The organism is Streptomyces sp. NPDC099050 (assembly GCF_044759865.1).
Taxonomy (GTDB): Bacteria; Actinomycetota; Actinomycetes; order Streptomycetales; family Streptomycetaceae; genus Streptomyces.
Window position 1 is genome coordinate 21,001 of record NZ_JBIWAE010000004.1, and the last position, 14,202, is coordinate 35,202.

14 protein-coding genes are annotated in these 14,202 nt (G+C 74.6%); 6 read left to right on the top strand and 8 right to left on the bottom strand.

Annotation, left to right across the window (positions count from 1 at the left end):
• Window position 1: 1 nt before the first annotated feature.
• A complete protein-coding gene (locus tag ACIQV3_RS08120; RefSeq protein WP_243340556.1) occupies window positions 2-400 on the bottom strand; it encodes a roadblock/LC7 domain-containing protein in 399 nt (132 codons plus the stop codon).
• A gap of 106 nt (window positions 401-506) precedes the next feature.
• Here ACIQV3_RS08120 and ACIQV3_RS08125 point away from each other — a divergent pair, with 106 nt between their 5' ends.
• The gene (locus ACIQV3_RS08125; RefSeq protein WP_266875986.1) at window positions 507-935 is read left to right on the top strand and encodes a PPOX class F420-dependent oxidoreductase; all 429 of its coding nucleotides are present in this window, start codon (window positions 507-509) and stop codon (window positions 933-935) included.
• 87 nt (window positions 936-1,022) lie between these two features.
• On the opposite strand, the gene ACIQV3_RS08130 is transcribed toward ACIQV3_RS08125, so the two are convergent.
• The 5 genes from ACIQV3_RS08130 to ACIQV3_RS08150 all read right to left on the bottom strand — a co-directional run bounded on the left by ACIQV3_RS08130 (window position 1,023) and on the right by ACIQV3_RS08150 (window position 6,114).
• Entirely contained in the window at window positions 1,023-1,661 is a 639-nt protein-coding gene (locus tag ACIQV3_RS08130) for an ATP/GTP-binding protein (protein ID WP_327308136.1), read from the bottom strand.
• Complete coding sequence (locus ACIQV3_RS08135; protein WP_274547500.1) at window positions 1,661-2,047, bottom strand: DUF742 domain-containing protein; 387 nt, start codon at window positions 2,045-2,047, stop codon at window positions 1,661-1,663. The genes ACIQV3_RS08130 and ACIQV3_RS08135 overlap by 1 nt, the downstream gene beginning before the upstream one ends.
• Window positions 2,048-2,058: 11 nt before the next feature.
• A complete protein-coding gene (locus ACIQV3_RS08140) occupies window positions 2,059-2,502 on the bottom strand; it encodes a roadblock/LC7 domain-containing protein (protein WP_403710932.1) in 444 nt (147 codons plus the stop codon).
• Window positions 2,502-5,219: a nitrate- and nitrite sensing domain-containing protein gene (locus ACIQV3_RS08145; protein ID WP_403710934.1), complete on the bottom strand. Its 2,718-nt coding sequence runs from the start codon at window positions 5,217-5,219 to the stop codon at window positions 2,502-2,504. Before ACIQV3_RS08145 ends, ACIQV3_RS08140 begins: the two co-directional genes overlap by 1 nt.
• 91 nt (window positions 5,220-5,310) lie before the next feature.
• Entirely contained in the window at window positions 5,311-6,114 is an 804-nt protein-coding gene (locus tag ACIQV3_RS08150) for an MHYT domain-containing protein (protein WP_403710936.1), read from the bottom strand.
• A gap of 167 nt (window positions 6,115-6,281) precedes the next feature.
• Here ACIQV3_RS08150 and ACIQV3_RS08155 point away from each other — a divergent pair, with 167 nt between their 5' ends.
• The 3 genes from ACIQV3_RS08155 to ACIQV3_RS08165 all read left to right on the top strand — a co-directional run bounded on the left by ACIQV3_RS08155 (window position 6,282) and on the right by ACIQV3_RS08165 (window position 8,584).
• A complete protein-coding gene (locus tag ACIQV3_RS08155) occupies window positions 6,282-7,013 on the top strand; it encodes a methyltransferase domain-containing protein (RefSeq protein WP_403710938.1) in 732 nt (243 codons plus the stop codon).
• Between the two features lie 184 nt (window positions 7,014-7,197).
• Window positions 7,198-7,986: a hypothetical protein gene (locus ACIQV3_RS08160; RefSeq protein WP_403710940.1), complete on the top strand. Its 789-nt coding sequence runs from the start codon at window positions 7,198-7,200 to the stop codon at window positions 7,984-7,986.
• A 211-nt stretch (window positions 7,987-8,197) separates the two neighbouring features.
• On the top strand, window positions 8,198-8,584 hold the full coding sequence (locus tag ACIQV3_RS08165; RefSeq protein ID WP_403710942.1) for a hypothetical protein: 387 nt from the start codon (window positions 8,198-8,200) through the stop codon (window positions 8,582-8,584).
• Between the two features lie 123 nt (window positions 8,585-8,707).
• Here ACIQV3_RS08165 and ACIQV3_RS08170 read toward each other — a convergent pair whose 3' ends face one another.
• Together ACIQV3_RS08170 and ACIQV3_RS08175 are read right to left on the bottom strand one after the other, a co-directional pair.
• Window positions 8,708-9,271, bottom strand: a complete 564-nt coding sequence (locus ACIQV3_RS08170; RefSeq protein WP_403710944.1) for an MOSC domain-containing protein — start codon at window positions 9,269-9,271, stop codon at window positions 8,708-8,710.
• Between the two features lie 20 nt (window positions 9,272-9,291).
• Window positions 9,292-9,474, bottom strand: coding sequence for a hypothetical protein (locus ACIQV3_RS08175; protein ID WP_266875995.1), 183 nt, complete (start codon window positions 9,472-9,474; stop codon window positions 9,292-9,294).
• 214 nt (window positions 9,475-9,688) lie between these two features.
• On the opposite strand from ACIQV3_RS08175, the gene ACIQV3_RS08180 reads away from it, so the two are divergent.
• Entirely contained in the window at window positions 9,689-12,700 is a 3,012-nt protein-coding gene (locus ACIQV3_RS08180; protein WP_403710947.1) for a DEAD/DEAH box helicase, read from the top strand.
• Between the two features lie 29 nt (window positions 12,701-12,729).
• Window positions 12,730-14,061 (top strand): SWF or SNF family helicase, encoded by a 1,332-nt coding sequence (locus tag ACIQV3_RS08185; RefSeq protein ID WP_403711608.1) that lies wholly within the window; start codon window positions 12,730-12,732, stop codon window positions 14,059-14,061.
• Window positions 14,062-14,202: the final 141 nt, after the last annotated feature.

The following is a 14,202-nucleotide window of genomic DNA, read 5'->3' on the forward strand; positions in this document are numbered from 1 at the left end:
CTCAGCCGCCGGTGATCCGCCGCTCCGCGACGCCGAGGTGCTCCCCCACCCGGTTCACCAGCAGTGTCATCTCGTAGGCCACGTGCCCGATATCGGCCTCGGAGGCGCTCAGCACGCACAGGCAGCTGCCCGCACCCGCCGCCATGACGAAGAGGACCCCGTCGTCGTACTCGACCATCGTCTGGCGGACCTCACCGGCCCGGAAGTGCCGCCCCGAGCCCTTCGCCAGGCTCTGCAGCCCCGCCGCGACGGCCGCCAGGTGCTCCGCGTCCTCCCGTGCCAGCCCCGCGCTCGCGCCGGTCACCAGGCCGTCGTTGGAGAGCACCACCGCGTGCCGCACCTGCTGCACCCGCCGCGTCAAGTCGTCCAGCAGCCAGTCCAGCTGCTTGTCCAGCGCCATATACAGTCCCTCCCCGTCGACGCGGCCGGACCGGCCGCGCCCCACCCCGCATGCTCGTGCCGCCAGCCTTCCCCACCAGGGGCTTTCCGGCAAGGAGGATGGGCCCATGGTGAAGAAGATGACTCAAGAGGAATGGCGGGAGTTCGTCTCCCACTCCACCCGCACCGGAAAACTGTCCACCGTCCGTGAGGACGGAAGCCCGCACATCGCTCCCATCTGGTTCGTTCTCGACGGCGACTCCTTCGTGTTCAACACCGGGAAGGACACCGTCAAGGGGCGCAATCTGGCCCGCGACGGCCGCGTCGCCCTCTGCGTGGACGATGACCGCCCGCCCTTCTCCTACGTCGTCCTCCAGGGCCGGGCGGAGATCAGCGAGGACCTGGACGCGATGCTCCCCTGGTCGACCAGGATCGGCGCCCGCTACATGGGAGCGGAGCACGGCGAGGCCTTCGGCCGCCGCAACGCGGTCCCCGGCGAGCTCCTCGTGCGCGTCCGCATCGACAAGGTGATCTCGGCCGCCGGCGTGGCCGACTGACGGCACCCCGCCGCAACCGGACCGCCGGGCTCCCGCACCCCCGCGCCGCCGCACCACCCTCACAACACCGCTTCGCCGCGGGCCGGTTCACACCGAGTCGGCCCGCGGTTCCACCGACTCCAGCAACCGCGCCGTGTGCACCCGCCCCGCGTACTCCACCAGCCGGATCAGCACTTCCTTCCCCGAGTCCTTGTCCCGCGCGTCGCACAGCACCACCGGCGTTCCCTGATCCAGGTCCAGCGCCCGCGCGACCTCGTTCGAGGCGTACCGCCGCGCGTTGGCCCAGCAATTGACGGCCACCACGAACGGGATCTTGCGGTGCTCGAAGTAGTCCACCGCGGGGAAGCAGTCCTCCAGGCGCCGCGTGTCGGCGAGCACCACCGCGCCCAGCGCGCCCTGTGACAGCTCGTCCCACAGGAACCAGAACCGGTCCTGCCCCGGGGTCCCGAACAGGTAGAGCGACAGGCCCGACCTGATCGTGATCCGCCCGAAGTCCATGGCCACGGTGGTCGTCGTCTTCTGGTCGACCCCTCCCGTGTCGTCGACCAGCTCCCCGGCCTCGCTGAGCAGTTCCTCCGTCCGCAGCGGCCGGATCTCGCTGACTGCGCCGACCAGGGTCGTCTTCCCGACTCCGAAGCCGCCCGCCACGAGTATCTTCAGCGCGAGCGCGGCCAGTTCCTCGCCGCCTTCGGCGGCCGGGGCCGGCCCGTTGTCGTGCAGTCCCATCACAGCGCTCGCAATCCCTCGATGACTTCACGCAGAATCCGCTCGTCCGGCAGCTGTGCGGGCGGCACCGGCCGGCTGACCTTGACGTGCCCGGCCTCCAGCAGGTCCCCGAGCAGCACGCGCACCACGCCCACGGGCAGGTCCGCGTCCGCCGCGAGTTCGGCCACCGACTGGGTCTCGTCCCGGCACAGTCCGAGGAGCGCCCGGTGCTCAGGTCCCAGCAGCGACTCGGCCGCCTCGTCCGTTCCCGCCGGGTCCACGGCGACCAGCGCGATCAGGTCGAACCGGACCCCGTGGGGTCCCGGCTTCGTGCGTCCGCCCGTCATGGCGTACGGACGGACGAGCGGACCCGCGTCGGCGTCGTACCACCGGCCGTTCGTGCTCAAGGCCGCCGCCCTCAACCGGCGGCCGGCGGCCGCGCCGCGAACCGGGCCGGGGTGTACAGGTGCTCGCCGACCCGCTTGACCAGCCGGGCCATCTCGTAGGCGATCAGCCCCATGTCGGCTCCGGCCCCGCTGAGCACGGCCAGGCAGGAGCCGTCTCCGGCGGCCGCCACGAAGAGGAAGCCCTCGTCCATCTCCACCATCGTCTGGCGCACGCCCCCGGCGCGGAAGTGCCGGCCCGCGCCCTTGGCCAGGCTGTGGAATCCGGAGGCCACGGCCGCCAGGTGCTCGGCGTCCTCCCGGCTGAGCGCGCTGGAGGCACCCACCGCCAGGCCGTCGTTGGACAGGACCACGGCGTGCCGGACCTCGCGCACCCGGACCACGAGGTCGTCCAGGAGCCAGTCGAGTTCGCCCGACCTGTGGACGCCGTCGAGGTCGATCCTCTGATGTTCGATCATCACCGTGCTCCTTCGCCTTCGCCAGTACTGCCTGTGCCGCCCATGCCGCCCGCGGACCCCGCGCCGCCTGCTCCGCCCGCGCCGCCCGGACCGTCCGCGCCGGACTCGCCGCTCGCCTGCGTGCCCCGCACCCAGCCGGCCCGGTACGCCGCCATCCGCTCGCGCGCCTGCTCGGGGCTGCGGCCGGGCGGCCCCTCCGCCCCCCGGACCCCGGCCGGGGCCTTGGGGGCCGGGGCCTCGCGCAGCTGCGGGACGAGGCTCGCCTGCCGGACCCGGCGCGGCAGTTCGGTGACCGAGGCGGCCGGGCCCGAGGAGGCCGACGGGCCCGAGGGCGCCGCCGTGGCCGCCGGGGCGGGCGTGGCGGGCGTACGGGGAACCACCCCCGCGGGGCCGCGCGGCCGCAGCGGGGCCACCGGGGAAGACCGCGGTTCCTCCCGTACGGGGCTCCGGTCCGGCACCGGGACCCCGCGCGCGTCGTCCCGTACGACGCTGATGGCCGGGGACGGCTCCCGGAACCGCTCCCGTACCGGCTCGGTAACCGGCTCCGGAGCCGGGGCCGGAGCTGCGGTGCGCTCCTCCTCGGGCTGCGGGGAGGAGGCCGTCAGGGCGCCCTGGAGCAGGGAGTTGGGAAGGAGCACCACCGCGGTGGTGCCGCCGTACGGTGACATGCGCAGGTGCACCTTCACCCCGTGGCGGGCCGAGAGGCGGCTGACCACGAAGAGCCCGAGCCGGTCGCTGTCGAAGAGATCGAGGGCCTCGGACTGCTCGATGCGCCGATTGGCGTCCTGGAGGGATTCGCGGCCCATGCCGAGCCCCCGGTCCTCGACCTCCAGGACGTAGCCGGCGCCGACGGGTTCTCCGCTGACCCGGACCTTGGTGTGGGGCGGGGAGAACTGGGTGGCGTTCTCGATGAGTTCGGCCAGCAGGTGGGTGAGGTCGGCGACGGCCCCGCCGACGACGGCCGCCTCGGCGAGCTGGCGGACCTCGACGCGCGGATAGTCCTCGATCTCGGAGACCGCGGCCCGTACGACGTTCGTCAGCGGGATCGGCATCCGCCAGGCGCGCCCGGGAGCGGCGCCCGACAGGATGATCAGGCTTTCCGCGTGCCGCCGCATCCGGGTGGTGAGGTGGTCGAGCCGGAAGAGGTCACCGAGCTCGTTCGGGTCGTCGGCACGCCGCTCCATCGAGTCGAGCAGGGTGAGCTGCTTGTGCACCAGGACCTGGCTGCGCCGGGCGAGGTTGACGAAGACCCCGCTCACGCCGCTGGCCAGTTCGGCACGTTCGACGGCGGCGCTGAGAGCGGCCCGGTGGACCGTGTCCAGAGCCTCGCCGACCTGGGCGATCTCGTCGTCAGCGGCGGGGCCCCGCAGGGTTTCGGCGGCCACGTCGATGTCCTGGCCGGCCCGCAACCGGTCCATGGCCCGCGGGAGTTTGCGGTGCGCGATCTCCAGCGCGGTGTTGCGCAGCGAGACCAGTTCGACGACGAGGGCCCGGCCGATGCGGACCGAGATCACGAGCGAGGCGGCCACGGCGGCCAGGCCCAGGAGGACGGCGGCTCCGGCGGGACTCAGCGCACCCGCGCCGAACGGGTCGGAGCGGTCCGCGGAGGCCGCGTGGGCGGCGTCCCCGATCTCCCGCATCGAGCCGGCGACCGAGGTGTAGGCGGCCTCCCAGCCGACGGGCGGGCCAGCGGTTCCGGCACCGGCCGCGGCGGCCAGCGCCCGGTCTTCGGCCCCGGTGAGATCGGCGTACGCGGCGCTCTTTGCGACGGACTGCCAGGCGTCCTGCTGCGCGGCGGGCAGGTCCCGGGCGGCGGAGGCGGTCAGGGTCCGTCGGGTCTCGACCGCGCCGGTCAGGCGGCGAAGCGTTTCGGCGGTGCGCGGCCCCGGTACCGTCAGCAGGGCGTCCTCCCGCGACAGTTGCTCCGCGGCCCGCGCGAACTCCAGCAGGATCCTGGCGTCGACGCCCAGTTCGGCGTCCTGGCCTCCTCCGGAGAGGGCTCCGCCGACCTCCAGTGCCGCGTCGATCACCCGGCTGTACGTCTCGTACGCCGCTTCGGGGGTCGCCCGGTGCCCGGCGATGTCCTCGCGGACCGGCCCCAGCCCCTCGGCGGCGGCGACGAAGGCGCGCATCCGGATCACGATGTCGGTGCGGTAGGCGCCGGAGTCGGCCACGGTGTTGCGGTCGCCGAGCCGCAGGGCCCGTAGGGAGCCATCGGTCCGGCGCGCCTGTTCCTCCAGGGCTGCGGCCTGCCCGGGGGCCTGGGCGGCGGCCGCCTGACCGCCGGTGGGATCGGCCAGCAGCCTTACGGCCGTGCGCCGTTCGGCCTGCAGCGCGGTGACGGCGGCCACGACCGGTGTCCGCAGTTCCCGGTCGACGCGCTGGACGCGGCTGAGGCGGGCGACGTCCTGGGCCGCGTCGACCGTGGCGAAGGCCCAGAGGGCGAGGAGGGAGACCACCGGCACCATCAGCAGCGAGACGATCTTCGCCCGGACGGTGGCGGGACGCAGCCGAAGGCGCGGACCGCGACCGCCGCCACCCCCACCGGCGGCGCCGGGTATCGCCCCGAGCGCGTCGGACGCCGCGCGCTCCGCCCGCTCCTCGGCGGGCCGTCCGGCGTGCGCCCGGCGGCCCGGACCCTTGCCGCGGCCACCCGCCGGCGCGGGCGCGGGCGGCCGCGACGCCGCTGCTTCCGGTGTTCTGCGGGGTCTGCGCATGGGCTCCTCGTTCCGGGCGGTGCGTACGTACGTGACGGTCGCGGGGCGGTGGTGTGGGTGGCGGGCACTGCCGCGCCGGGGTGACCGCGCCTCAGCCGGTGGGCGCGGTGGCGGTGGCGGCCCGCTCTCCCAGGCGCAGGTCGGCGGAGGCCGCCGCCGAGGCCTCCCGCTCGTCGGCGGTCGGCGAGAGCGCGACGAACGCGGAGGTGATGAAGAGATAGGAGCCGAGGCCGACGGCGAGCGGGAAGATGAACTGCATCGCGGTGGCGCCCGGCAGGGCCGCGTCCGAGGGGGTGACCTCGACGGCGACCGCGAGCATGCCGGTGTAGTGCATGCTGCTGACGGCGGCGCCCATGACGAGCGAGGCGACGGCCACGGCCACCGGGGACTTGATGTTGAGTGCCGCCCAGAGGGCTGCCGTAGCCGCGACGACCGCGATGGCGACGGAGAGCCCGACGGTGAGCGGCGCGTAGGAGACCGAGCCGTGCAGGCGCAGGGCCGCCATCCCGAGGTAGTGCATGCTGGCGACGCCGAGGCCGGTGGTGAGGCCGCCGACGACGAGGGCCCGGCCGCGGTCCTTCCCGTAGCCGACGGCGAAGACTCCGGCGCCGACGACGATCATCGCGACGAGGAGGCTGAGGATGGTCAGCGGCACGTTGTAGCGGATCTCGGTCCCGGTGACGTGGAAGCCGAGCATGGCGACGAAGTGCATCGTCCAGATCCCGGTGCCGATGGCCGATGCCGCAGTGAGGAGCCAGTTGCGGCGGGAGGTTCCGGTCGTCGCGGCGAGCGCGCGAACGGTGCAGCGCAGGCCGAGGGCGGCGCCGATCGAAGCCATCACGTATGACAGCGCGGGGGTAAGCCAGCCATAGGCGGCGTGGTCCAGGTGTCCCATGGCCACGGAAGCTAGTCCGGGTGAGGGAGCGAACACGGGCCGCATTTCGAAAGCCACTGGAACTGCTGGAATATGACAGAGATACGTTCATCTTCGATCACGCCACGTACCACCTTGCACACGTTCCGCAGGCATGTGCCGGATCGGTGGTGAGGGATCATGGGCACATGAGCGAAGACCGCACACAGGACCACACCCGGAACCGGTCGCAGGACCGGGCTCCTGACCCGGCTCCGGACCGGGCCCAGGACCCCGCTCGGGACCGGGCCCAGGACCCCGCTCGGGACCGGCCCCGGGATCAGACGCGGGACCGCGGCCACGTCCAGGAGTTCTTCGGGGCGCGCGCGGCCGACTGGGACCGCAAGTTCCCCGGCGACGGGCCCGCCTTCGCGACCGCCGTGGGCGAGTTCGGACTGCGTTCCGGGGACCGGGTGCTCGACGCGGGCTGCGGCACCGGGCGGGCACTGACCGCGCTCCGCGCGGCCGTCGGCCCGTCGGGAACGGTGCTCGGCGCCGATGTCACCCCGCAGATGCTCACCGCCGCGCGCGAGGCCGGCCGGGACGCGGAGGGCGCCCTGCTGCTGGCGGACGTGGCCCGGCTGCCGCTGCGCGACGGGGTGCTGGACGCCGTGTTCGCCGCCGGACTCGTCGCCCACCTGCCGGACCCGGGGGCCAACTTGCGCGAGCTCGCCCGGGTCGTCCGCCCGGGCGGACGGCTCGCACTGTTCCACCCGATCGGCCGGGCCGCCCTCGCGGCGCGCCACGGCCGCGAGCTGACCCCGGACGACATGCGCGCCGAGCACAACCTCGGCCCGCTGCTCGCCGGTTCGGGCTGGAGCCTGACCTCGTACGCCGACGAGGACGCCCGCTTCCTCGCGCTGGCGGTCCGTACTCCCTGAGCGCCGCGGCACGACTTTCCGAGCACCAGGGCACGCCCCCCGAGGGCGCGCCGAACCGCATCCGTGCCGGGGTGGCCGGCCCTCCGTGCAGGTGGCGGGCTCGGAAATCGGCTCCCGCCAGCTCTCGACGCGGTGGTTACTCGCTGGTTAGGGTGCGCCGACGAGAGAACGACCGGGAGGCCACGTGTCCGAAGAGGATGACGGCGGTTCGCTGTACGTGCTGACCGCCGTACTGCTGACCCCCGCCCAGTTCCCGAGCATCCTGGGTGACGACTACCCCGAGGCCTGCTCGCTGCTCGGCGTGTCGCCGGCGGCCGCCGGGTACGGCCTGGTGCTGGGACAGGACGAGGAGGGCGCGCGCTGGACGGTCGTGGTCGACGACGTCTCGCTCGTGGCCATGGCCATCGCCTCGTGGGACTGCGGGATGGAGTACGACCTGTCCCCCGACGAACGGTCCATCGTGGTCTCGCTGGCGGGCTGGCCGCTGGCGCTCGCGGTGGCCACGGCCGGGATACCCGATCCGCACGACCCCGAACAGGGCGCGGACGGCACGGGGCGGGTGCCGCTCGCCCCGCCGTCGGGCGAGGCCTGGGGTTCGGTGCAGCGGCGCATGGGAGCCGACCAGATCGCCCGGGAGTGGACGGACTGGAGCGAGCGCGTGGCGACGGACGGCGGGGCCGCGGCGGCCGCGCACCCGGGGCTGGCGCGGGCCTTGGAGGAAGCCCTGGGGTACACGCAGAGCCCGCCCCCACCCGGCAGGGTGCGGTCGGCCTTCGCGGGCGACGAGGCGCGGACGCTGCGCGTCGACGGGCCGGGGTGGTCGCTGGTGGCCCGTACGGACGGCGCGGCCTTCGTGCTGCTGGACGAGGAGCCGAGCGAGGTGCTGGCCGTACCGCACGAGGCCCACGGAAAGCTTCCGGAACTGTCGGAGCTGCTGGCGGCGTTGGACCGCGTCGCCGTGCGGCCTGCCTGAGCGGGGTCCGCTCGCGCCCGTCGGTGAGGCGTTCGCGGTACTACTGAGTCGCGCGGGGTGCGGGCCGGGCGCCGAGTGTAGGCTCCGGAATTCCTCGAGCACGCGCGGCAGGTCGGCAGGTCGGCGGGTCGGTACGTCGGCGGGTCGGCGGGTCGTAGCGGGAGGCTCAAGGAACAGGGCCGGGCTTGGGGCGAGCCGACAGGAGTGCGGCATGACCGTGGTGACTCGTTTGGTCACTTACACCGATCTGGACGCCGGCCAGACGAGCATCCGTCAGCTGGCCGTGTCGGCACGGCTGGAGGCAGTACTCGCGGACGGCCGCAACGTGGTGTTGCTCGACGATCGCGGCTGGAGCACCTCGGGCCCGGCGGACATCCCCGCGCGGACCTCCACCGAGGACATCGAGGAGACGGCCCGGACGGTGGTCGGGCCGGACGAGCCCTTCGGCGGCAGGACACGCGAACAGATGGCGGCCGGACACTGGGGGTACCTGGCCGGTGTCCTGGGGCAGCACGGGGTGGACGTACCCGCGCGCGAGCTGGAGCGGCTGCCCCACGACGTGGTGCTCAGCGAGCGTCTCCGGGCGTGGATCGGCTGAGACAGGCCGAGACCGGCTGTGGCAGGCCAAGACCGGCTGAGACCCGGCCGAGACCGGCTGAGACCGGCCGGGAAGGCCCGCCCGGTCCACGGTGTGACCGGGCCGGGCCCCTGGCTCGGTGGGTCAGACCCGGTCGAGCGGGATGTGCGGGGTCGGGGGGAGGGTGACCTCGATGGTGTCGCCGGGGTGGATGGTGCCGCCCCGGTGGACCACGCCCATGATTCCGGCCTTGCGGAGCAGATTGCCCTCGTCGTCCCTGCTCACCACCTGCTTGAGCAGCCCGTGCTGGAAGTTGTCGATCTGCAGGCACGGGTTGCGCAGCCCGGTGACCTCGACCACCGCGTCCGTACCGAGGCGCAGCAAGGTGCCGGTCGGCAGGGCCAGCAGGTCTATGCCCACGGTGGTGACGTTCTCCCCGAGCTGGCCCGGTTCGACCTGGTGACCGGCTTCGGCCACCTCCTCGAAGAGCTCCCGGTGGATCAGGTGCACCTGCCGGAGATTCGGCTGCGTGGGGTCCTGGGCCACACGCGAACGGTGCTTAACCGTGACTCCCGCGTGGACGTCCCCCTCGACCCCGAGCCCTTCGAGGAGCCTGATGCTCTCGCGCGTGGGCTTGGTGAACGAATAGACCCCGTTGCTGCTGACCGCCGCGACCTGCGCCGCGCCTGCCGTAGTCCTCGTGCTCATGGTTGACCCCCCTGCCGCCGTCAGCGGCCGATCTGCTTCCTGGATATGCCCCGCAGCCTACGACGCTGCGAGGAGTCCAACAGCAGGTAGGCGGCCACGGGGACGCCGATCAGGACCAGCAGCCCGGCCCAGAAGCCGACCGCCCAGAACAGCACGATGGCTGCCACCACACCGGCAACCGCGATCTTTCCGCTCGTGGACATCTGCGGCACCCTCTTTCTCCGTCGGCCATTACCCCACACAACGCCTGCTCCCGCCCCCGCGTTCCCGCCCCGCGGTCCCGCCCGCACATTTCCGTCCCGGCTCGCGCGGACGGAGCGGGACGTGACCCGGGTCACGGTGTCGCCGCGGGCCGGGGCGGCCGCGGGTGGGTTAATCTCGGCCACCCCATATCCGGTAGTCAAGTTTGAGGAATGCGTGCTCCCGACGATCTCCGGTCTCATCCCCTGCTCCGCCGTCTTCCTCCCCGCCGAGCCGGCCCGCGACGGCCGCATCGCCTTCTGGCGGCCGGACTCGGCCGAGGTCCTCCACCTCGAAGGCCGGGGCGCCACCGAGCAGCTCACCGTCGTCTCGTCCGACCTGCGGCACACCACCGTGACCGCCCTCGTCCTGCCCCTCGCCGAAGCCCTGCCCCTGCTCACCCGGGTCCGGTCCGCCGCATCGACCGGGGCCGCGCCGTTCTGGGGCGCCGCCGCCCTGCTGGCCCTGCGCTTCGCCGCCCGCGGGCTGCTGCTGCCCGGCCTGAGCCCCGCCGGGTACGACGCCTGGCGGCTCGGGCCGCTGGACGCCGCCGACCTCGAGGAGGTCCGGGAGCTGGCGGCGGCCATGCCGCCCGCCGCACACTGCGTTCCGGTCGGCCCAGGCGGCGCCGCCAGCGCCGAAGCCGACGGCGACGGCGACGGCGACGGCACGGCCGGGGGAGGCGCCGCCACCGCCACCGGCCGGCAGCGCGACACCGCCGCACCGCCGCGGCTGCCCGCCCCGGAGCCGCTGCTGCGCGCCTTCCTCGACGCCGTCGCCGACACCCTGCCCCGCTCCCCCGCCGCGCCCGCCGCCGCCGGCGGCTCCGCCTACGCCGCCCGACCGGCCCGGCTCCACCCCGAACTGCGCGACTGGGCCGCGGAGGTCGCGGCCGGGCACGACGCCGGGATCCGCGTCTCGCTCCGCATCGAGGTGGACCCGGACGCCCGGCCCCCCGCCTTCCGTGCCGTCCTGCAGATGCACGGCCTCGCCGACGCCACCCTCGTCGCGGACGCGGCCGACGTCTGGGCCGGCTCCGGACCCGCCGCGGCAGCCTTCCCGCCCCGTGCCCGCCTGGACGCGCTCCGGGCCCTGCGCCGCGCCGCCCGCCTGTGGCCGCCGCTCGCGCCCCTGCTCGGAGCCGCCGTCCCCGACGCGGTGGACCTCGCCGACGAGGAGGTCGTGGAGCTGCTCGGGGATGCCGCCGGGGCGCTGGCCGCCGACGGGGTACAGGTGCACTGGCCGCGCGGGCTCGCCCGTACGCTCACCGCGCGGGCCGTCGTGGGCGGGCCCGCCACCGCCTCCGGCCTGCCGGGCCTGTCCGGCCCGCCCTCCGCCACCTCGGCGCACCCCGTCGGCTGGCGCTACGGCATGAGCGGCCAGGGCGGCCGGGGCGACCTGACCGCCGACGAGCTGGACCGGCTGGCCGAGGCGAAGCGGCCCCTGGTCCGGCTGCGCGACCAGTGGGTCCTGATCGATCCGGCCGCGGCCCGCCGGGCCCGTGCCCTCGCCCGCCAGGTCCACGAGGTGACGGCCGCCGACGCGCTGGCGGCCGTACTGACCGGCTCGGCGGAGCTCGACGGCACGCGGTACGACGTAGAGGCCACCGGTCCGCTGGAACGGCTCCGCACGCTCCTCACCGCCGACCCCGAGCAGGTGGCTCCGGAGCCCGGCGACCCGGGGGATTCCGAGGCGCGGGCCGACGTACAAGCCCCGGCGGCCCTCCGCGCGACCCTGCGCGACTACCAGCTGCGCGGCCTGCGCTGGCTCGCCCGTCTCACCGGGCTCGGCTTCGGGGCCTGCCTCGCCGACGACATGGGCCTCGGCAAGACGGTCACGCTGATCGCCCTGCACCTGCACCGCCAGGAGCACGGGCACGAGGGACCGACGCTCGTGGTCTGCCCGGCCTCGCTGCTGGGCAACTGGCAGCGGGAGATCGAGAAGTTCGCCCCCGGCACGCCGGTACGCCGCTTCCACGGCACCGGCCGCGAGCTCGAAGGAGCGGCCGGCCGACCCGTCGGGGGGTTCGTCCTCACCACGTACGGCACCATGCGCCTGGACGCCCCCCGACTCGCCGCCATGCGCTGGGGCATGGTCGTCGCCGACGAGGCCCAGCACGTCAAGAACCCGCGCTCCTCGACCGCCAAGGCCCTGCGCACCATCCCCTCGGCCGCCCGCGTGGCCCTCACCGGCACCCCGGTCGAGAACAACCTGTCCGAGCTGTGGGCCGTCCTCGACTGGACCACGCCCGGCCTCCTCGGCCGCCTCGGCACCTTCCGCACGCGCTACGCCGAGCCGGTCGAGAGCGGCCGCGACCCGCGGGCGGCGGCCCGGCTCGGGGCGCTCGTCAGGCCGTTCCTGCTCCGCCGCAAGAAGTCCGACCCGGGGATCGCCCCCGAACTGCCGCCCAAGACCGAGACCGACCACGCCGTGTCCCTGACCCGCGAACAGGCCGGACTGTACGAGGCGGTCGTGCGCGAGACCCTCGCCGCGATCGCCGGGGCGGACGGGATGGAGCGCCGCGGGCTCGTCGTCAAACTGCTGACCTCGCTCAAGCAGATCTGCAACCACCCCGCCCAGTACACGAAGGAGCAGTACACGAAGGAGCAGTACGCGAAGGAGCAGTACGGCCCCGAGGAGTCCGCCGGGACGGGCTCCGGAAAGCTGGAGCTCCTCGACGAGCTGCTCGACACGATCCTGGCCGAGGGCGGCTCGGTGCTGGTCTTCACGCAGTACGTGGCGATGGCCCGCATCATCGAGCGCCATCTGACCGCCCGCGGGATCTCCTACCAACTCCTGCACGGGGGCACGCCCGTGCCGCGCCGCGAGGAGCTCGTGGACCGCTTCCAGGCGGGCGAGGTGCCCGTGTTCCTGCTCTCCCTCAAGGCGGCGGGCACCGGCCTCAACCTCACCCGCGCCGGGCACGTCATCCACTACGACCGCTGGTGGAACCCGGCCGTCGAGGAGCAGGCCACCGACCGCGCCTACCGCATCGGCCAGACCCAGCCCGTCCAGGTCCACCGCATCATCGCCGAAGGCACCGTGGAGGACCGCATCGCCGAAATGCTGGAGGCCAAGCGGGCGCTGGCCGACGCCGTGCTCGCGGGCGGCGAGACCGCGCTGACCGAACTGAGCGACGCGGAGCTGGCCGAACTCGTCGCCCTCCGCCCGACCGCCTCCGGGAAGTGACACGGATGAACGCGCAGGACTCCAACGACATGGACCCGTACGCGAAGGATCCGTACGCGAAGGATCCGTACGAGAAGACCTTCCCGGCCCTCCCGCCCGCCCCGGGCCGCGGCTTCGCCCACACCTGGTGGGGCCATGCCTGGCTGCGCGCCCTGGAGGACAGCGCGCTCGACGGGCAGCAGGTCAAGCAGGGCCGCCGGTACGCGCGTTCGGGCGCGGTCGGGGCCGTGTCCGTACGCCCGGGCGGGCTGACGGCCGTGGTGCGCGATCCGGACGGGACGGCGCACCGGACCGATGTGCTGGTGCAGGAGTTCACGGAAGCGGAATGGGACCGGCTGCTCGGGATGGCGGCCGCCGAGTCCGGCCACATCGCGGCGCTGCTCGACCGGGAGGTTCCGCCGGAGCTCGCGGAGGACGCGGCGGCGGCCGGGGTGGAGCTGCTGCCCGGGATCGGCGACCTCGACCCGCGCTGCGACTGCGAGGAGTGGGACCACTGCCCGCACACGGCGGCGCTCTGCTACCAGGTGGCGCGGCTGCTGGACGAGGACCCCTTCGTGCTGTTGCTGCTCCGCGGGCGGGCGGAGGCCGGCCTGGTGGCCGAGCTGGAGGAGCGCAGCACCGCGGAAGCGGAGGCGGAGGTCGGATCTCCGGATTCCGCGGCCGACGTCGGCGTCCCCGCCTCCGAGGTGTACGCCGCGGCTTCCGCCCTGCCCCCACTGCCCCCGCCCGCGCGGCTGCCGGACGCGCCGGGGCAGCCTCCGACGCTGGACACGGAGTCGGGGACGGAGCCGCCGGGGCTGGATGTGGACGGGGTGGAGTTCCTGGCGCAGGCGGCCGCGAAGCAGGCGTACCGGCTGCTCGCGGAGGCGCTCGCTCCGGCCCACGCGGAGCGCGCCCCGCAGCCCGGTCCCACGCTCGCGCAGGACGCCGTACGGCTCACGGCGGAGGCCCACGACCTTCGGGTCCGCTCCCGTCTGTCGGCGGCTTCCGACAGGGACCGGGCCGCCATGGACCGGGCCGTCCTCGCCTGGGGCTTCGGCGGGGCACAGGCCGTCGCGGTGCTGGAGGAGGACTGGACCCCGGACCGGGCGACGCTCGCCCGGGCCAGGGCCGCGCTGGCGTCGGCCCGGCCCGACGGGGCGGAGTCCCGCCCGGACGCCGGCCCCGACGTCGATGCCCCGGTGCTGCGCCGGATCCGGTCCCGCTGGACCGAACCGGGCGGCGACCGCCAGCTCCGCCTGGGCCGCGACGGCCGGTGGTGGCCGTACCGCCGCTCGGCGCACCACTGGCTCCCGGCGGGCCCGCCCTCCACGGACCCCGCGGCCGCGCTGGCCGCACTGGACCCGGAGGAGACGGTCTAGGACGGCCCGGGACGACGGGACGGCCCGGGACGGCGAGGCGGCCCGGGACGGCGGGATGGTGGGGCGGCGGGACGGCCCGGGATGGTGGGGCGGCCTGCGGCGGCCTGGCGGGGCCTCCCCCGGGGCGCGCGCCGATCGGGA